This is a genomic window from Borrelia sp. P9F1, from assembly GCF_030436115.1.
In the GTDB taxonomy this organism is placed as follows: domain Bacteria; phylum Spirochaetota; class Spirochaetia; order Borreliales; family Borreliaceae; genus Borrelia.
Map to the genome: position 1 here is coordinate 258183 of NZ_CP129407.1, position 19567 is coordinate 277749.

Below are 19567 nucleotides of genomic sequence, written 5' to 3' on the forward strand. Positions count from 1 at the left end.
TTTGAAAAACTTAAATCTCATCTTAGCTTGGACGGTACATATTTTAACGGCCTCTGGGTTAGTGGTTGGTTTTTACTCAATAATTGCCATAGTAGGTAGAGATTATTCCCTTCTATTAAAACTTACAATCATTGGTCTTTTGATTGATGGAATTGACGGAACATTAGCAAGAACATTTAATATAAAAGAATTAATACCAACAATTGATGGTGCACTCCTTGATAACATCGTGGATTATATAAACTACACATTTATTCCTGCTGTATTTTTTTATTACGGATACTTTTTAAAAAGTGAACACAAAACAATAGCTTGTATTGGTATCTTATTCGCATCAGCATATCAATTCTCAAGGACAGATGCAAAAACAAGAGATGATTTCTTTAGGGGATTCCCCTCTTTATGGAATTTTTTAATAATTTTCAATCTCATTTTCGATATAGGACAAACTTCAAATTTTGTGATGGTATTGATATGTATTGCCCTAAGTTTTGCACCTATTAAATTCGTTTATCCATCCAAAACCAAAGAATTTAAGTTTCTAACCGTTCCCCTCACAATATTGACTTCTTCTGTTTTCACACTGACAATATTCATAAAGCTACCGAAAGCTTACTTAAGTGTATCAAAAATGCTGATTGTTTTTTATTTTTTGTATCTCACCTTGATTAGCTTGTATTTAACATACAAGTCAAGAGAAAAATAACGAGAGTTTATGCACGTAATACTAGAATTTATAGATTTAAACATAGGCTATGCTCCGATAGTATTTTTTACACTGCTTATTCTTGCAGGGTTTAATATCCCAATTTCTGAAGATGCAATAGTCATAATGGGGGGCATACTTTCTAGTCGAAGAAGTGAGTACACAATCTTCATATTTTTAGGTATTTTTTGGGGAGCCTACATTGGAGATATAATTTCATTCTACATAGGAAAACTTTTGGCATATAAATTATTCAAAGAGAAAACGAAAGTTAACAAACTCATCAACACAATGAATTACTACTATGGGCAATATGGGAGTCTAACTTTATTTTTTGGAAGATTTATTCCATTTGGGGTTAGAAACGCAATATTTATATCAGCAGGTATGGGAAACATGAGACCTCGTCATTTTTTCTTAGCTGATTTTTTTGCAGCTATTACATCAATCACGGTTTACTTTACACTAAGTTTTAAAATGGGTGAATCATTTAAGGCGATATTTCCTAAAATAAAAATGCTACTACTAATAGCGTTTGTTGTTTTAATAATCATCATTTTAGTCTGTTGCTTTATAAGAAAAAGAAAGATACAAAAAGTTGACAAACATTTTGAATAAAAAATATAATTGCTTGTGCGCTGTGGTGGTGGAAGTGGTAGACACGCTAGCTTGAGGGGCTAGTGGGTGAAAGCTCGTGCTGGTTCAAGTCCAGTCCACAGCATGATTGAAAAAGCCATTGCCTTCGTTTTCAATGACAATAGAGAGCCAGAGGATTGATTTACTTTTTAGCAAAATAGCTATAGAATGTGGAGGTGGTTTGAAGATTTTGGGCCACAACGATTAATTTACTGAGGGGCTGGATGTCTGGGTATAATTTCAGAGAAATAGAGAAAAAGTGGCAGCGTTATTGGGATAGACATAAAACGTACAAGGTTGATGAGGATCCTGGTATCCCTAAAGAGAAAAGAGTTTACATTCTTGACATGTTTCCTTATCCTTCTGCTAATGGCCTTCATGTCGGACATCCTTCGGGTTACACTGCTACTGATATATTGGCAAGATATAAACTTTTAAACGGATTTAATGTACTTCATCCGATGGGATTTGATAGCTTTGGACTCCCTGCGGAAACCTATGCAATGCAAACAGGAAAGCATCCGAGGAAAATAACAGAAGATAATATTGAAAAATTTAAAGAGCAAATTAAAGCTTTGGGATTTGCATATGACTGGGACAGAGAGATTAAAACTCATGATGAGAACTACTACAAATGGACACAATGGATATTTTTAAAATTGTACAAAAAGGGTTTAGCTTATACAAAGGAAATGCCTGTTTGGTATTGCCCTGATCTTGGAACAGTACTATCGAATGAAGAAGTAATACATACATCTAGCGGGCCAAAATCTGAACGTGGCCTCCACGAGGTAGAAAGGAGACACTTAAGGCAATGGATACTTAAAATTACAGAATATGCGGAAAGATTAACCGAGGATCTTGAAGAGTTAGACTGGCCTGAGTCGGTTAAAGAAATGCAGAAAAACTGGATCGGTAAATCAACAGGAGCTGAGATCGAATTTGAGGTAAGAGGTAGCGGGGAGAGAATCAAAGTATTTACAACAAGGCCGGATACGATATTTGGGGTGACCTACTTGGTACTGGCACCAGAGAACAGTATAGTGGATAAAATAGCAAAAGATGAGCTTAAATCTTCTATATCGGATTACAGAAATAAAGAATGTCTTAAAAGCGACCTTGAGAGAACTTCTCTTGAAAAAGATAAAACAGGACTATTTACGGGTGCATACGCTATTAATCCAATTACCCAAGAAGAGATTCCTATATGGATAGGTAGCTATGTTTTAGGATCTTACGGCACTGGTGCTGTCATGAGCGTTCCAGCCCATGATGAGAGAGATTTTGAATTTGCTAGAAAGTACAATTTAAGCATGAAACAAGTAGTTTTAAAGTTAGGAAATTGCGCAGTAAGCGAAATATTAGAAAAGCCAATTGTTGAAGATGGTATTTCCGTTAACACGCCTGAGGAATTTAATAATCTACATACTGGTGCAGTAAAAGAAAGAGTGGTAGAATGGCTCATTAAAAATGGTAAGGGAAGGAAAAAGGTTAATTATAGGATTAGAGATTGGATTTTCTCGAGGCAAAGATATTGGGGAGAACCAATTCCTGTTGTACTTGACGAAAATCTAAACGCAACACCACTGGAAGAATGTGAATTACCACTAAGACTTCCTGAAATAGAAAATTATGAGCCATCTGGGACGGGTGAATCTCCTTTAGCAAGGATTCATGACTGGGTAAATGTCGAATATGGGGGGAAAATATACAAGAGAGAAACGAATACGATGCCTCAATGGGCAGGTTCATGCTGGTACTATATTCGCTATCTTGATCCTAACAATGAAGAAGAATTTGCTAGTAAAGAAAAAATTAACTACTGGTTGCCAGTTGATCTCTACGTTGGGGGCGCTGAACATTCGGTGCTACATCTTCTGTACGCAAGATTTTGGCACAAAGTATTGTATGATCTAGGCCACGTTAATACAAAAGAGCCTTTTTTAAAACTTGTAAACCAAGGGATGATAACATCATTTGCTTATCAGGATGAAAACGGGGTTCTAATTCCCAATGATGAGGTTATACAGAGAGACAATAAATTTTTTGCTAAAGATAGTGACAAAGAACTGAAGCAAACAGTCGCTAAAATGTCAAAATCATTAAAAAATGTCGTCAACCCAGATGATATTTTAAATGAATATGGGGCTGATTCATTTAGAATTTATGAAATGTTCATGGGGCCTTTAACTGATTCAAAACCCTGGAATACAAAAGGATTAATTGGAGTTTTTAGGTTCTTAAATAAAATTTGGACCATTAAAAATAAAGAACTAGTAACACAGGCAGCACCTAGGGAAATAATGTCCCAACTCCACAAGACGATAAAAAAAGTGACAGAAGACATAGAAAGTCTAAATTTCAACACCGCAATATCATCACTAATGATATTTGTAAATGAGCTTTTGAAATATGATAAAAACTACAAGGAAATATTTAAACCCCTTGTCATCATACTGTCTCCTTTTGCCCCTCACTTGGGGGAGGAGCTGTGGGAATATATGGAAGAAAGATCTAGCATGTTTAAGAGTGCGAAGTGGCCCAGATATGATCCAAATCTCATTATTGATGATACAAGGGAGATTACGTTGCAAGTCAATGGGAAAATAAGGGATAAGATTGTACTAGATAGAGGAACAAATGAAGATAATCTTAGAGAAATTGCACTAAGAAATGAAAAAATTATGAAAAATATAGAAAACAGGCGAATATTAAAGATAATTACGGTTAAAGATAAGCTCATAAACATAGTAACAAGATGAAGAGGCAGAGATGGACTTTGAGAAACTAACCATTAAATATAGGGTCCTTATATTCCTAGTATTCGCGTTAATAACTGTTTTTTTAGGGATTTTTTGGAAAAACATAGAATTCGACTCTAATATTCTAAAGCTTATTCCCAAAACAGAAGAGACTGAAAGAATAATAGATATAGACAAAAGTAATTCACTCTTATCAACAATCGTAATATTTAAGAATAAAAAGAGTATTTTTGATAAGGAAACCTTTGAAAAAATTAATAAAGTGGCAAATGATATAACTGGTATATTGAAAGTAACACCTAACTCTGTTACAAGCATATTTACTTATTTTCCGCAATTTAAAAAAGACAAATACACAGATGAAGAAATAGCTAAAATAAAAGAGAAGGTAAATTCAACATCATTTGTAAAAAACACATTCTTAAATAACGATGAAACTTTAACCTACTTCGTAGTGGTGCCCACAGAAACCGAAAAGATAAATTTTAGCAGAAGTCTGAAGACCGAACTTGAAGAAATGGAATCCGCAATTAAAAGGTATGAAACCGATGAACTTAAGCTTTACTTAACAGGCGATCTTGTGGTAAGAGAAAAAATACTCAATTATATGGCTGACGACTTTACCTTTTTGGGTCCCCTGGCTACTCTTGTAGTCATATTATCGCTTTATCTTGTTGTAAAAAACATAGCAGGAGCACTCATCCCTGTGTTCATTGCAACACTTGCATTAGCTTGGACTTTTGGAATCAAGGGTCTTGTAAGGTCTCCTATTACCGTTCCGGAAACCACAATGGTTGTACTACTTATTTCGATTGGATGTGCTAATGCTGTTCACATAATAAACGGAATACTTAAGAGAATAAAGAGCGAACCCTTATCTAGAAAAACAATAATTACTACAATAAAAACTTTAAGAGTACCAATACTTTTAACCTCGCTTACAACGGCTCTTGGCTTCCTGTCATTGACGGCTTCCTCGATTCATGCTTACAGAACGATGGGGATTTTTATGGCAACAGGAGTGCTTATTGGAATGATTATGTCTTTATTAATACTGCCTGGGGTATTAGTTTACATTCCATTTAAACATAAAGTAATAAAGGAAAATAAAACCACTAGAAACGGTTTTCTTGAAAGGCTCTCAACAACAAACCAAAAGATCACAAATTGGATATTAAGCAACAAATATCTCTCATCTGTCATAACTTTATTTATTTTATTTATATCTGTTATAGGCCTTCTAAGGATAGAAATTAATTTTGATGAAAAAGATTATTTCCAAGAATATACAAGTGTAAAACAGACACTAAATTTGATGCAAAAGGAGATAGGAGGAATTTCCATTATTAAGATTGAAATAAACGGTACTCCTGGAGCATTCAAAAACGCAAAAAATATGCAAAATTTGGACTTAATTACAGATAAAATTGATTCATTTACTGATAGAACGCAGTCTAGTTCAATAAATGGGATCATAAGATTTATGAATTTTAAATTTAAAAAAGAAAATCCGAATGAATACAGGCTTCCTGAAAGTCAATCTATACTAAACAAGCTAATTTTGCTAACCAGCAGAAGCAGTTCCATGAAAAACCTGACAAAAATGTACGTCAATGACGATTGGTCTCAAATATCGATTATTGTAAGAATTGACAAGAATTCAACCGAAGAAATAAAAATTTTCGCAGATTATGTAAGTAATTTACTCAATGAGCATATGCCAGGATATGAATATCACTTCTCCGGGGCATATGACAAAATATTAATATCTAAAACTATGGTATCAGAACAAATTACTAACATCATTACAACACTTAGCGCAATAACAATATTGCTAATGTTATTCTTCAGGTCAATCAAGACTGGGATCATAATTGCGATTCCAGTCGCATGGTCCGTTTTCTTGAATTTTGCCGTAATGAGACTTTTCGGGATAACACTAAATCCTGCAACAGCAACAATTGCATCTGTCAGTATGGGTGTAGGAGTAGATTACTCTATTCATTTCTTTAATGCATTCAAATTAAACTACCAAAAATTTAATAACTATAAAAAGGCTTTGCTTGAATCAATTCCAAATGTATTTAATGGAATTTTCGCAAACTCAATCTCAGTAGGCATAGGGTTCCTAACATTGATATTCTCTACTTACAAAATAATTGCAACGCTTGGAACCATCATAGCGTTTACAATGCTAACCACTTCCCTTGCTTCATTAACGCTGCTTCCACTACTCATTTATCTATTCAAACCCAAAGTCAAAACATCAAAGACTGTAGATGAGAGGCAGTACCACGACGCAGCAAAGCTCAATCCAAACGTTTAAAATAATAACTTAATGACGTCACCCATATTACTAACTAGATGAAAATTTATTCCACTCTTGATGTTAATAGGAATCTCATCAAGGTTTGCTTTATTTGCCATAGGAATAATAATATGCTCAACTCCGCTTCGTTTAGCCGCAATTATTTTCTCTCTTAACCCTCCAATAGCCATTACATTCCCTGTTAATGACAATTCTCCGGTCATAGCCAGATGAGGCCGGACCTCCTTATTAAGAGCCAGCGATATAAAAGCACTAGCAATGGTAATGCCAGCAGAAGGTCCATCCTTAGGAATAGCTCCTTCTGGAATATGTAAGTGAATCATATACTTTTCGAAAAAAGATTTATTGATGCCTAAAGTATTTCTAATGCTATTTACATAGGTAAACGCAATGTTGGCAGATTCCTTCATAACATCACCAAGTCTACCTGTCAACTTAATTCCAGAAGACTTGGCCTCAGTTTTGACAGTCTCAATTATCAAGGTTGAACCCCCATAATTAGTCCAAGCAAGTCCCATGACCATACCTGGAGACATAGTCTTATTTAAAAACTCCTCTTCTCTAAACACAGGCACACCAATATATTCTTCCAAATTCTCCCTAGATACTTGGTACGATTTAATAGATTCATCCTCAACAAGCTTTCTTGCAACCTTCCTTACAATCTTCCTTATATACTTTTCAAAATTTCTAAGCCCATTGTCTCTTGCATATTCTCTAGCAATCTGTACAAGAGCCGAACCTTGAAATTTCAAAGCATCTTTATTAACTCCATTCTCCCTTAAAACCTTAGAAATTAAATATTTTCTTGCTATTTCTATTTTTTCATCATCCACATATCCTGATAAATAAATCACTTCCATTCTATTTAACAAAGGATTAGGTATTGTCTCAACGGAATTAGCTGTTAAAATGAAAAATACATTAGAAATATTGAAAGGCAAATCAAGGTAATGATCCCTAAAATTAATATTTTGCTCTGGATCTAAAACCTCAAGAAGAACTGAAAATGGATCCCCGTAATTAGATACTGAAACTTTATCAATCTCATCTATTAAAAAAACTGGAGAATTCGTTTTTGTAATCCTTAATCCCTGAATAATCTTCCCGGGCAAGGCCCCAACATAAGTCCTTCTGTGCCCCTTAATCTCCGATTCATCTCTCATACCACCCACAGAAAACCTGAAGAATTTTGTCTTAAGGACCCTAGCAATAGCCGTTCCTATTGAAGTCTTACCAACTCCAGGAGGCCCAACTAAAAGCATGATAGCTCCCCTTTGGGATTTCCTTAGTTTAAGAACAGAAATATATTCAATAATCCTATCTTTAACTTCCTTCATCCCATAATGTGTCTTATCTAGAATCTTTTTTGCTTTCTGCAAATCAAACTTATCAAAATCAATCCTAGATTCTTCCCAAGGTAGATTTGTAATAAGCTCAAGATAATTTCTAACCACAATATATTCTGACGAATTTGTCTCAAGAAATGAAAACTTTTCAAGCTCTCTCTCAACTGCTTCCAACGCTTCACCCTTCAACGCCAAAGAGTTAATTTTGCCTTTAAGTTTCATAAAATCGCTATTCTTATCGTCTCCTAAACCAAGTTCAGCCTTGATAGCTTTAAGTTGTTCTTTTAAAAAGAATTCCTTTTGTTGTTTTTCTAACTTCTCTTGAATACACCTAGTAATTTTATTTTGAATTTCAATCAAATTTAATTCTTCATAAATTAATTCCAAGACCTTTTTAAGCCTATCCTTTACACTTAAAGTTTCAAGAATTTCTTGATGCGAATCTTTAGAAGACGAAATCATTCCTGCGACAACATCACATAACCTACCCTTATCCTCAATATTGACCATATTTAACTGAACCTCAGGCATTTTTCTATGCGAAAATATCTCTTTTGTTCTGAGTAAAATGCTACTGTAAATAGCCTTCGCCTGTATATCATCCTTCCTAACAGGAATCTGTTTTAAATAATCGACTTCAATTATCGGAAAATCTTCATTAAGAACAACCTTAACAAATTTAACCCTGTCAATAGTTGAAACAAAAATATTGTACCCACCATCAGGAAGATTAATTTTTTTCACTATCTTAGCAGTAATACCAACAGAATAAACATCTCGTTTATAATTGATAGCTACTTTATCACTCTTACTGTCAGTCTTTTCTAAAAATTTATCGCGCAAAACAAATAAGGAGACAATACCATTACCCTTATTAACATAATCAACAGCTTTCATATCAGAATCAGAAACTATAATGATTGGAATAAACATTCCAGGGAATATAGGATGAGATGGAACTGCGACTAAAGGAACTCTCACAGGCTTATCAAAATGAGGCAAAATGGCAGCAGACCCACTTGAACGCTTCTTACCCTTAGAGTCATTATTTTTTAATTCTTCCATAAAAGATTAAATCTCCTTAAACTCAATTATAACAAAAGAAAATTTTTATGAAAATTCGTTCAATATTGAATTTTTTTATTATACAATAGTGTATAATGCGGTTTAGTAAAATTAATGCTATTGTGCTATCTTCTTTTCATAAAAAGAATTATCATCTGTTAAACCTATTTTATTCAAAAGGGATTATTAATACGATAATTTACAGCTCCACCATAAAGAAATTCAAGTCAAATGTTAATAATCTAGTAAAGGCTAATTTTGAGATTGTCAAGGAAAATAATTTATGTAAAATATTGGAAGTCGATGACGAAGAATTTATTTTAAAAGATCTAACTTATGAAAAACTAATGATTGTTCATCTTTGGGCAAAGCTAATCAGCTTAAGCTTTGATGACGGTGAATGCTTTGTATTATTTATAGAGGCTACGGATGTTATTAACGATTCATCTGTTCAGAAAACAAGTTTAGTCGATTTACAATACAAGATAAGATTTTTAATAATAAAGGGTTTTTTATGCTTATCAAATTTGTGTTTCACATGTGGCAAACGAATAGAGAATCTTTATTATTATGACATGTATACTAATGGTTTCAATTGCATAAATTGTACTAGCAATAAAAATCATTGTATTGACACAGAAAGTTTTAAATATTTAGAATGTACGATTCAAGAGAACATAGGACCTTCCTTGCTCATAAATATAACCAATAAATCAAAAGCACTTATTGAATTTATGATAAAAAATAAAATAAATGCAGAATTTGAACAAGCATTACTCTAAATAGATCAAATTGGAACAAGAAATGAAAATTTGGAAAAAAAAAGAAGTTGATGTAAAAAAAGAGAATGTAGTGAATATCGCAAAAAAATATAACATTAGCCTTCTTGAAGCGACACTACTCATGAGAAGAGAGATTAAAGAAGAAGACTTTTTATTCTTTATTGAAGATAGTGTGAATTTAATGCATAATCCATTTTTACTAAAAAACATAGATAAATTTATTTACAGAATAAATGAGGCTATTGAAGAGAATGAAAGTATATTAATCTTTGGAGACAAGGATGCTGACGGGATCACAGCTACGATCATCATGTATGAGACACTTAAAGATTTTGGCATTAATGTAACCTATAAGATACCCTCTAATGGAGAGTTCTATGGAATTACAAAGGAATTAATTGACAAAGCATCTGAGGATAAAATATCAGTCATCATTACTGTTGATTGTGGCATTTCTAATATTGAAGAAGCAAATTATGCGAGATCGAAAAATATAGAAGTAATTATTACAGACCACCATCTTCCCAACAAAGAGCTTGATACAGAAATTATCATCATTAATCCCCATTTAAAAGGCGATCTATCTCCATTTAAAGAAATAGCTGGATGCTATGTTAGCTTTAAAGCATGTCTTGCCCTCTATCTATCTACTACCAATCTTTATAATAAAAACATTGTGTTTTTATTTCTAGAAAAACTGAATGATAAAATTGTTATTAATGCCATAGAAATACACAACTACATTTTAAAAAAGCATCTCTTACTAGAAAGCACTGATGATCTACAAATTAATATCAACAAACTAGAAGAGTTTTCAAAAGGTAAACACATAATTGTATTTAACAAAAATGAACAAAATCAACTTTTAAATGAATTCTTTAATCAAAAAATAGATATTGAAACAATTGATATCAGTGAAGATTTTATAAGAAAGTATCCAAAATTCGCTAAAAAAACACTCAAAGAACTTATTCAAATTACAAAATATTTTAAGTATAGAGAACTTCATATTAAGGACAAGCTTTATTACGTTTTTTATAACATCATATTTGAAACAAATAAGAATTTACTAAAAAAATGTCTTAAGAACCTTAAATTTGTTGCGATAGGAACCATTGCTGATAATATGCCAATCATTAATGAAAATCGAACTGTTGTAAAAGAAGGACTTAAAGAAATTGCATTAAAAGAAAGAATTCCCATTAACTGTTTACTAAAAGATGCTAACATATTGACAAAGCCAATAATAAGTTCATCAGATATTGCTTTTAAGATTGCCCCTATGTTAAATTCAACAGGAAGGCTTGAAAAAGCAGATATTACGATTAAATTTTTATTAACCGAAGACATTAATAAAATAGAAAACAGGTTTAAAGAAATCAAGAGCATAAATACTTTAAGAAAACGTAAGGAAGATGTTTCTTGGAACACACACAGCGAAAATACCATTTTCAAAAATGATAAATTCATTGTATGCTATGACAAATATACTCCAAAGGGAATTAGTTCTAGAATGGCAACAAGGCTCTCATCTTATTATCAAAAAGTTGCCGTTTTTCTAACAAAACAGGATAACATAATCAAGGGATCTATAAGATCAAACAACAAAATCAACTCGAAAGATTTAATTTCAATGATACCATGTTCTCTATTAATAAATTCTGGAGGCCATAAAGCAGCCGCTGGGTTCACGCTTTACGAGAATGTTTTAAATGAATTCATTAAGGAGCTTGAACATGCTATTGAAAAAATAGAATACAGTGACCAATATGAAGACTCCATACTCATTGATGCCATTATACCTAAGGACTTTAAAAAACAAGAGCTTTTAAAAATAGTTGACTTGTTTGAACCTTACGGGCATGGATTTAGAGAATTTATCTTAACAATGGAGGATGTACACATTCAGGATCTCAGAACAATTGATAAAAATGGCACCTCTAAGCATATAATTATGAAAATTAAAAATAGTCAAGATCAATACAGAGCTATTTACTTTAATGGAACTCAAAACATTCAAGAGCTCGGTATTAAAGATGGACAAAGTATAGATATAATATTCACAGTTAGTGAAGACTTTTACAATCAAAGTGATAAAATACTAAAAATTATGGACATTAAAAAGAGAGCAAATTAATGCTTATCATAAAAAGCTTCTTGCTCATGTTTGTAAGCCTATTCAATATAAATGAAATAAGAGATGACTTGGTAAGAGGCTACTATCAAAGGGAAGTCTTTCAAGGAGAGCTCACTTACTTCGCAAGCAACAAAAATTTTAAAAAACTATCGCTCCTGAGTAATAACAAAAACCCTATTTTAAGCTCCTATCCTTTCAAATTTGAAGTAGATAACAAAACATATTACATAGCGTTATTGGGAATTACGCCAATGATTAAAGAAGGAGTGAGAAAAATTGAAATAGAATTCGAAAATGAAAAATATATCAAGGAAATAGAGATAAAAAAATTTGAATTTAGAAAGACAACTATTAAGCTAGATAAAAAAAAAGCAAAGATTTTCAAGCATCAAAAGTCCGTAAAAGCGAAAGAACAGGCTCTTATATTATGGAATATAATTGGAAACATAGGAGATGCTTCAATATACCACTACGATACTTTAGTTCACCCTATCAAAGATCAATATAGAATAAGCAGTCCTTATGGAGACCAGAGGATTTATACTCAGGAAAATAAAAAAATATCAAATCTAACAATGCATAAAGGCAAAGATTACGCACCTTTTAAGAGAGAAAAAACACCTATTTTTGCAGCCGGAAGAGGAAAAGTGGTATTCGCAAGAGACAGGGAAATTACTGGAAAAACTGTAATTATTCAACACTTACCAGGTGTATATACAATTTATCTACATCTATCAAAATTTGGAGTTAAAGAAAATAAAATAGTTCATACTGGAGAATATATTGGAAATGTTGGAAACACGGGCATTTCCACAGGACCTCATCTACATTTTGAAGTTAGAGTTAATGGGGTTGCTGTAAATCCAGACTTCTTCCTAAAGCATATGCTTATTGACAAAAATAAAATAATCAATAATATTGAGAAGATGAGGTAGTAAAGGGGGTGATTTTTTGGTAACTGTCAATGTGGACAAGAGTGAAGGTTTAGAGAAAGCATTGAAACGTTTTAAAAGAATGATTGAAAAAGAGGCAATAATTCGAGAGTGGAAAAGAAGAGAATACTACGAAAAACCGTCTACCATTCGTGTTAAGAAAGAAAAAGCTTTTAAAAGAAAACAAGCAAAAAAAGTCAGAAAATTAAAACAAAAAATTGGGAGACAATAAAGAAGAGGTATTCAATTCTGAATATCTCTCTTTTTTGCTAACTAAATGAAGACATCACGTGGCTTTGAGCCCTTTGCGGCGCCTACGTATCCCATCTCTTCCATAAGCTCGATGATTCTTGCGGCTCTGTTGTACCCTATCTTTAATCGTCTTTGTAGATAAGACGCTGAAGCTTTTCTTGTGGAACGAACGATCTCAAGAGCTTCCTCGAACATGGGTTCATCTGACGGGCTAACAGCTATCTTCTCTGTTTCACCTACGCTGTCAATAAATATTTCATCGTCAATATAATTTGGAACGCCAAGTTTCTTGACCTCCTCGACTAATCTGTACACTTCTTTTTCATCCAAAAACCCACCTTGAATTCTTTGAGGGAAAGGAGTTGTAGGGCTAACATAAAGCATGTCCCCCTTTCCTAAAAGCTTTTCGGCTCCTGAAACTCCAAGAATTATCCTTGAATCCATAGCACTAGCTACCATAAAAGAAATTCTTGAAGGAAAATTAGCCTTTATTACACCCGTAATAACATCAACAGATGGCCTTTGGGTAGCAAGAACTAAATGTATCCCAACAGCCCTAGCCATAGCTGCAAGTCTAGAAATCAAATTCTCCAAATCCTTCCTTGCAGAAAGAATAAGATCCGCAAATTCGTCAATGATAATTACTAGATAAGGCAAAGAGACTTCATTTAATCCCTCTTCCATCACTTTTCTATTGTAAGCATTAATGTCTCTTACAAGAAAATTATCAAGGAGAACATACCTTCTCTCCATCTCATCAAGGCACCAACGAAGAGCCTCTAAAGCCCTACGTACATCAGTAATAACGGGAGTTAATAAATGTGGAATATCATTAAAAAGCTTAAGTTCAACTATTTTAGGATCTATCATTATAAGTTTAATCTCATCTGGAGACTTTGAAAAAATAATTGAGGCAATAAGCGAGTTAACACAAACTGACTTACCAGCCCCAGTAGCTCCTGCTATTAAAAGGTGCGGGGCATTAACAAGATCAAAGACAACATTATCTCCACTAATCTCTTTACCAAGTGCAAAAGGAATTTTGAAATTATCTCTAAATTCTTTGTTGTCTATTATATCTGAAATTAAAATAAACTCACGTCTTTTATTAGGGATTTCGATCCCCACGGCTTCTTTACCAGGTATCGGAGCAATAATTCGAACCCTAACTGCTGCAAGCCTTAAGGCAATGTTATCCGATATGGAAGTTATTCTTGAAAGCTTAATGCCCTTATCTGGACGAACGGCATACATGGTAACAACAGGGCCTTTAATAACATCAATAAGCTTAGCACTAATACCAAACTCTCTAAAAGTTTCCTGTAGAATCATCGATTGTTTTTGAATTTCTCTCTCATATGCAATGCCTTCCGCCTCACTCTTGGGCTCTCTTTTATTGAAAACAGAAATATCTATAAAATAATTACTACCAGCCACGTTTACTAATAAATCATCATCTGAAACTCTAGCAATACTATCTATTATTCCCCTATGCCTTATATCACTGGCCTTAATTTTTCCACTAGCCACTAGCTTATTACCATCAGATTTTAACAACGATCTATGCTTAGATTCATCACTGCTTAAATCACATTGATCACTTCGTAAAGCCTGATCTTTAAGCAAGCTTACCTCCGGTAACGACCCCTCCACTCCCTTTGGCTGCCCAAAAACAGTTTTATCTAAATTAACACTAGAAGGTGTACTAGATTTTCTTGAAAACGTATTAAAAGACCACAAGGCCTGATACTCTGCCCCATTAATAACATTATCTTTTCCCCCAGGAGGCTCATTCCTGTCCAAATCATTATCAAAATCGTCATAAACCTTAATATCTTTTTTAACCTTCAAAGAGCTTAAAAAAGGAAAATAAGCAAACGAACCTTCAAACAAGACTTGAACCCTAAACATTAAAAACCTAATAACATCTAGGATAAAGTCAGTCCTTTTAAATAATAGGTAATTTAAATAAACCCAAATAACAAACTCTAAAATTAACAGAAGAAAAACAAAAAGATTACCCAGCACTATTCCAAAATTACTCAAAAACCAGTTAACAAAGCTAGAACCTTCAAGACTAGAGTTAATTTTTAACCAAAACGTTAGGGTAAAAAATAAAATAACTGTATAATTCCAATTAAATATAAACCTCTTACTAAGCATATTGTTCCTGTAAACATACCAATTTACAAGGGGGTAAAGTATTAAATAAAATGACAAAAATGAAAAGGTATTTATTAACATTTGCCCTATTAAATTGAAAACAAAAAACACAAATATATCCCCTATGGGAGTTAGAGCCACACAAAGCGAAAATAATATGACGACCAACACGAAAAAAAATAAAAATTGAAAATACTGGTAAAACCCCTTCATATACAACTAGCCCCATCAAAATCAAAGAAAGCAATAAACAACACCAGAAAGAAAAAATAAATAAGCTGAAAAATAATAAGTCCTGCTCCCTGCAAGCACTCTGACAAATAAACCCATTGAAAATAGCCCAATAACAAAAGCAACAACCGCTCCCAAGTTTACTTCAAAAACACTAAAAACCACGTTCAAAGCAAATAATTCTTTCTGCTTCAGCAATAAACTCCCAAACACAATGGGGATCAGAGATAAAAACGAGATCTCAAGTGATTTTGACCTGCTAAACCCAAGAAGAATTGAAGCAAAAATTGTAATCCCCGAACGAGAAATACCAGGCATCACACCAATTCCTTGCATAATCCCAATAAAAACACCTGAAAACAGAATATTATTTTTCAAATTAAAAATCAAAAGCCTAGATTCAAGTAATAACAATAAAATCCCCGTTAAAACGAAATTTAACAAAACTACACCAAAGAGGAATGCTTCTTCAAACATTTCTATAAAAATTCCAACAAATGCCGTGATAAAAGTAATTATTGCTATAAGAAATACAGTCTTTAAATTATCCAAGTCCAATAAAGTAGTCTTTCTTAAAAAAAACAGAACTAGGCTTAGGGCAAGCTCCAGTATTCGACTGCGGTAATAAATCACAACGACTAACACAGTTGCTAAATGCAAATAAATATCAAATACTATCGGAACTTCTAACCCCATATACTTCCTTAAAAGTAATAAATGCCCCGAACTAGAGATAGGGAGAAACTCAGCAATTCCCTGCACAGCTCCTAAAATAATAACCTTAAAAAGATTCATCAACAGTTCTCAATAATCTAGAATCCCTTAGGCAACCTACCCACAATGTACTCTACCACAGAATCCATGCCTTTACCCCCATACAACACATCATAAAACACAGAATAGACCAATATTTTCTTAATATAATTCCTAGTCTGCCCAAAGGGAATCGCTTCAATGAAAAGTTCCCTAGGCATATGCCCATAAGCCTGCTCCCACTTACGAACATTCCCAATGCCAGCATTATAAGACGCAAGAGCCTTATAAACATCTCCCACCGTTCCTATTCTTTTTTTCAAATAATAAGTTCCTATAATAACATTGTCCTTTGGTTGCTTTAAATCATAATCGTAATACTTAAGCTCCCTCGATATATCAACGGCCGTCGCTGGCATAACCTGCATAAGTCCAACAGCACCAGGTCTAGATACAGCATCTCTTTTAAAACTACTCTCAGCCTTTATTAGAGAGAAAACAAGACTAGACTCAAGAACCCTCCTCTTTGACCAATATTTGACCAAAGAACTATACAAATAAGGATAAAGACGCTTATAATCGTCTCTGCTTAAAGCAGATTTATCTTGTCTCGCAAGGTAATTAATAGCAAGAGTGGCCTCATAATAATACTCATGCCTTACAAGTTCATCATAAAGACCACGGTAAAAATTAGGAGAAAATCTGTGACCATTCTTAAAATTATCTGCAACAAAAGCACTAACATAAGAATGTAAATTGAATCTCAGAAAACCCTCCAAAAACCTTTCATAATCAGAAGACTGGTCATAATCAACATCCAAAGTACTCTCAAAAAAATCATCAATATCTTGACCCAACAAATATTTACTCATAAAAGAAGAATAAGATGTCTTGTCATATTGAATAGAAGAACGCAAAAAATCCCCATATTCACTCCCAGATTTAGCCTTAACAAAATTGTGATATATAAGCCTTGCGTTAATGAAAGCCAGTCTGGATAAAACAACACCACTAAGTATATCCCTGCCATTATGATAGAGCGCGTACAGATTATCATAATCCTCAAGTTGAATAGCTTCTAAAACATATCCATCCAATACCTTAATAAATGAAGGATTGCTACCGTCTGTATATGTATAAAATCTGGATAGGTTTTGAGAAAAATAGTCTCTTGTATTTTTCGTAAATATTAAATTACTAAACACCTCATTAAGCATCTCCAGCCTATGAAACTCATTTTCTAAAGAATTAGAACCCAAATATTTAATCACAGTAGACAAACCCGACTCTGTCTTTAGTCTCAAGCCTATAAGCCCCAAATAATAATCTTTATAAACACTATCTAAATTACTAAAGAAAGAAAATGCCTTACTTATACGCCCTGAGGCAAGAAAAGCCTTATAAACATCATTTAAAAATATAAAATTGTTATAATACTCCTTTAAATTATTACCTAATATGCTTATTGCGCCCCCTAGATTCCCATTGGCCAGCAACGCCTTAAACCTAACAAGATTTAAAAGGCCTGTACTTAAACGAACTAACCGATCATCTAAAATGAGATAATCATGCGCCCTCACATGTAGATAGCCTGCTGGTAAATCCTCAAACAACTTCCTAAAATAAACTAATGACTCATCAATATCCGAAATATTGAAATAAAGAACAGCTTTAAACAAAATATTTTCATTCACTTGAGTCTCTAAAAGATTCATTTTATCTAGTTTATTTAAAACTAAAAGAGCTTCATCATTCTTCCTTTGCCAATAAAGACTTTTAAAATACCCCAATAAGATATATTTATTATCTTCATATTTTTTGTAGAGTTTCCTCCCAACAAGTTCAGCTTCAAAATACTCTCTCCTTGCATTATGATATTCCAGGAGTTTGACAGCAGCAAATTGCTCAACAATATCGTTACCACTATCCACGGCCTTAAACATATATTCCCTAAATTTTTCTTCATATCCTATTTTCCTAAAAAGATAGGCAACATACACATACGAGTTTGGATCTATACCAAAATACCCATCAAAATCTTGTCCCTCATAATCAAAATTCCATAACCAGTTCAAATGATTCAAATCAAAATCATCTGCATTCCTCTGAAACACACCAACACCTAAAGATTTCTTTTCGAAAGAACAAGACAATAAACTCAGTAGTAATAAAAAAGAAAAGACAGTCTGGCCAAATAAAAAAAATACCTTCTTAAACATGAGAACTTCTTTCATACTTTTCAATCTTTTCTTCCTCAAATACACAATGATGAGAAACCCTCAAATTTCTAGGGTTTAAAACTTTAGAAAAAATCAAAAATAATGAAAAAAACATCAATAAAAACAAAGAAATAAGACTTAAATAGAGCATAAAAGTTTTCGTAAAATCTTCTTTTGAATCCGTATTTAACTGCTCATTTCCATTACCCACACCAAAGCCCCTGCTATCATCCCCAAAAACAGCATCAACCACGCTCTCTCCCAAATCCTTATCAATATCTGCAATAATATCATCAACACTCAAATCATCAGAATAAGAAGCTCCATAACCTGAAATATTAACACTACTAAAATCAATATCCTCATTCTCAACGAACTCCACAGCATCATTATTAGAATCAAAACTAATATCGTTACCATCAGAGGAAAAGCCATCTAGACCAGCCATACCTATTCCCAAATCACCCACGTCATGGGAAGACCCATCAGAATCAAAAATATCTCCCCTAAGATTAACGTCCGCCTCTTCTAAATCAAGACCAGAATCGAGATCCAGAGCATTAGATGAATCATCACCTGTGTTTAGTGAGCCAGCCAACCCTTCCTCTAAACTGTCTTCATTAACTAAACTAAATTCACCCAAAGATCCTGTACTAGTCAAGCTATCAACATCATCTAAAGTGTTTAAAGAAGAATTATCTTTATCCTGTTCAAAACCAACTTCTAAATTTTCAGCAAAATCTAAATCATCAGAATCGGAGAAATGCCCACCCTCAAGTTGTTCTCCATCAAATTCCCCTGAACTCACGCCAAGATCCACCAAGCTCAAATCAAATTTAGCTTTACTCTCAACTCCACCACACTCACCATAAACATAAAGTATCTCGGACTCCACTTTAAAATAAACATCTATATCAGAACTATCCTTTGTAACATTATTCAAGAAAAAAGACCCGAGAAGAACAGGATTAGGAAAATTTTCAAACTCGCTAACATAAAAATCTAACTTCACATTAGTTTCATCTAAAAGCTTACCCAATACCACCTTTTTTACAGAAACATCCTCCAAGTCCAAAACCTGAAAATAATCCTCACCAGAAAGCCTTATTGCTAAAAACCCTTTCAAGAATGCCAACCTTTTCGTTTTCTTGCAAAAACAAATTTATTCATAATAGTTATAATATAATATAAGTAATGTTATATTCAACTTATAGCTAGTTTTTATTCAAAATAAGAACGCTTTGAATGTTA

General features: G+C 33.3%; 13 protein-coding genes and 1 tRNA gene. 9 read left to right on the top strand and 5 right to left on the bottom strand.

The genetic code is table 11. The features are described 5' to 3' along the window. Nucleotide 1 precedes the first annotated feature (1 nt). The 5 genes from pcsA to QYZ68_RS01280 all read left to right on the top strand — a co-directional run bounded on the left by pcsA (nucleotide 2) and on the right by QYZ68_RS01280 (nucleotide 6430). Nucleotides 2-706: a phosphatidylcholine synthase gene (pcsA, locus tag QYZ68_RS01260; RefSeq protein ID WP_301383784.1), complete on the top strand. Its 705-nt coding sequence runs from the start codon at nucleotides 2-4 to the stop codon at nucleotides 704-706. Between the two features lie 9 nt (nucleotides 707-715). Further along, entirely contained in the window at nucleotides 716-1324 is a 609-nt protein-coding gene (locus QYZ68_RS01265; protein ID WP_301383785.1) for a DedA family protein, read from the top strand. A 19-nt stretch (nucleotides 1325-1343) separates the two neighbouring features. After that, nucleotides 1344-1427 (top strand) — tRNA-Leu (locus QYZ68_RS01270). A 139-nt stretch (nucleotides 1428-1566) separates the two neighbouring features. Beyond that, nucleotides 1567-4104 (top strand): leucine--tRNA ligase, encoded by a 2538-nt coding sequence (gene leuS, locus QYZ68_RS01275; RefSeq protein WP_301383786.1) that lies wholly within the window; start codon nucleotides 1567-1569, stop codon nucleotides 4102-4104. Between the two features lie 10 nt (nucleotides 4105-4114). Then, nucleotides 4115-6430, top strand: a complete 2316-nt coding sequence (locus QYZ68_RS01280) for an efflux RND transporter permease subunit (protein ID WP_301383787.1) — start codon at nucleotides 4115-4117, stop codon at nucleotides 6428-6430. Here QYZ68_RS01280 and lon read toward each other — a convergent pair. Continuing rightward, nucleotides 6427-8847 (bottom strand): endopeptidase La, encoded by a 2421-nt coding sequence (gene lon, locus QYZ68_RS01285; protein WP_301383788.1) that lies wholly within the window; start codon nucleotides 8845-8847, stop codon nucleotides 6427-6429. The genes QYZ68_RS01280 and lon overlap by 4 nt on opposite strands. A gap of 95 nt (nucleotides 8848-8942) precedes the next feature. On the opposite strand from lon, the gene QYZ68_RS01290 reads away from it, so the two are divergent. The 4 genes from QYZ68_RS01290 to rpsU are packed head-to-tail and all read left to right on the top strand — an operon-like array spanning nucleotide 8943 to nucleotide 12930. Further along, on the top strand, nucleotides 8943-9629 hold the full coding sequence (locus QYZ68_RS01290) for a hypothetical protein (RefSeq protein ID WP_301383789.1): 687 nt from the start codon (nucleotides 8943-8945) through the stop codon (nucleotides 9627-9629). A gap of 22 nt (nucleotides 9630-9651) precedes the next feature. Further along, nucleotides 9652-11766, top strand: a complete 2115-nt coding sequence (gene recJ / locus QYZ68_RS01295) for a single-stranded-DNA-specific exonuclease RecJ (protein ID WP_301383790.1) — start codon at nucleotides 9652-9654, stop codon at nucleotides 11764-11766. Beyond that, entirely contained in the window at nucleotides 11766-12701 is a 936-nt protein-coding gene (locus tag QYZ68_RS01300; RefSeq protein ID WP_301383791.1) for a M23 family metallopeptidase, read from the top strand. Before recJ ends, QYZ68_RS01300 begins: the two co-directional genes overlap by 1 nt. Before the next feature lie 16 nt (nucleotides 12702-12717). Then, on the top strand, nucleotides 12718-12930 hold the full coding sequence (rpsU, locus tag QYZ68_RS01305; protein ID WP_301383792.1) for a 30S ribosomal protein S21: 213 nt from the start codon (nucleotides 12718-12720) through the stop codon (nucleotides 12928-12930). Nucleotides 12931-12971: 41 nt separating this feature from the next. On the opposite strand, the gene QYZ68_RS01310 is transcribed toward rpsU, so the two are convergent. From QYZ68_RS01310 to QYZ68_RS01325, 4 genes are read right to left on the bottom strand one after another with little or no spacing between them, the layout of a single operon-like run. Next, the gene (locus tag QYZ68_RS01310; protein ID WP_301383793.1) at nucleotides 12972-15326 is read right to left on the bottom strand and encodes a DNA translocase FtsK; all 2355 of its coding nucleotides are present in this window, start codon (nucleotides 15324-15326) and stop codon (nucleotides 12972-12974) included. Between the two features lie 21 nt (nucleotides 15327-15347). Beyond that, nucleotides 15348-16142, bottom strand: a complete 795-nt coding sequence (locus QYZ68_RS01315) for an undecaprenyl-diphosphate phosphatase (protein ID WP_301383794.1) — start codon at nucleotides 16140-16142, stop codon at nucleotides 15348-15350. Between the two features lie 14 nt (nucleotides 16143-16156). Continuing rightward, nucleotides 16157-18316, bottom strand: coding sequence for a flagellar assembly lytic transglycosylase (locus tag QYZ68_RS01320; RefSeq protein ID WP_476390634.1), 2160 nt, complete (start codon nucleotides 18314-18316; stop codon nucleotides 16157-16159). Next, nucleotides 18309-19442, bottom strand: a complete 1134-nt coding sequence (locus QYZ68_RS01325) for a hypothetical protein (RefSeq protein ID WP_301383795.1) — start codon at nucleotides 19440-19442, stop codon at nucleotides 18309-18311. Before QYZ68_RS01325 ends, QYZ68_RS01320 begins: the two co-directional genes overlap by 8 nt. Nucleotides 19443-19567 lie beyond the last annotated feature (125 nt).

Coding starts and splice junctions, on each gene's coding strand:
- QYZ68_RS01265 (WP_301383785.1), top strand. CDS start 716: ATGCACGTAATACTAGAATTTATAGATTTAAACATAGGCTATGCTCCG.
- leuS (WP_301383786.1), top strand. CDS start 1,567: ATGTCTGGGTATAATTTCAGAGAAATAGAGAAAAAGTGGCAGCGTTAT.
- QYZ68_RS01280 (WP_301383787.1), top strand. CDS start 4,115: ATGGACTTTGAGAAACTAACCATTAAATATAGGGTCCTTATATTCCTA.
- lon (WP_301383788.1), bottom strand. CDS start 8,847: ATGGAAGAATTAAAAAATAATGACTCTAAGGGTAAGAAGCGTTCAAGT.
- QYZ68_RS01290 (WP_301383789.1), top strand. CDS start 8,943: ATGCGGTTTAGTAAAATTAATGCTATTGTGCTATCTTCTTTTCATAAA.
- recJ (WP_301383790.1), top strand. CDS start 9,652: ATGAAAATTTGGAAAAAAAAAGAAGTTGATGTAAAAAAAGAGAATGTA.
- QYZ68_RS01300 (WP_301383791.1), top strand. CDS start 11,766: ATGCTTATCATAAAAAGCTTCTTGCTCATGTTTGTAAGCCTATTCAAT.
- QYZ68_RS01310 (WP_301383793.1), bottom strand. CDS start 15,326: ATGAAGGGGTTTTACCAGTATTTTCAATTTTTATTTTTTTTCGTGTTG.
- QYZ68_RS01320 (WP_476390634.1), bottom strand. CDS start 18,316: ATGTTTAAGAAGGTATTTTTTTTATTTGGCCAGACTGTCTTTTCTTTT.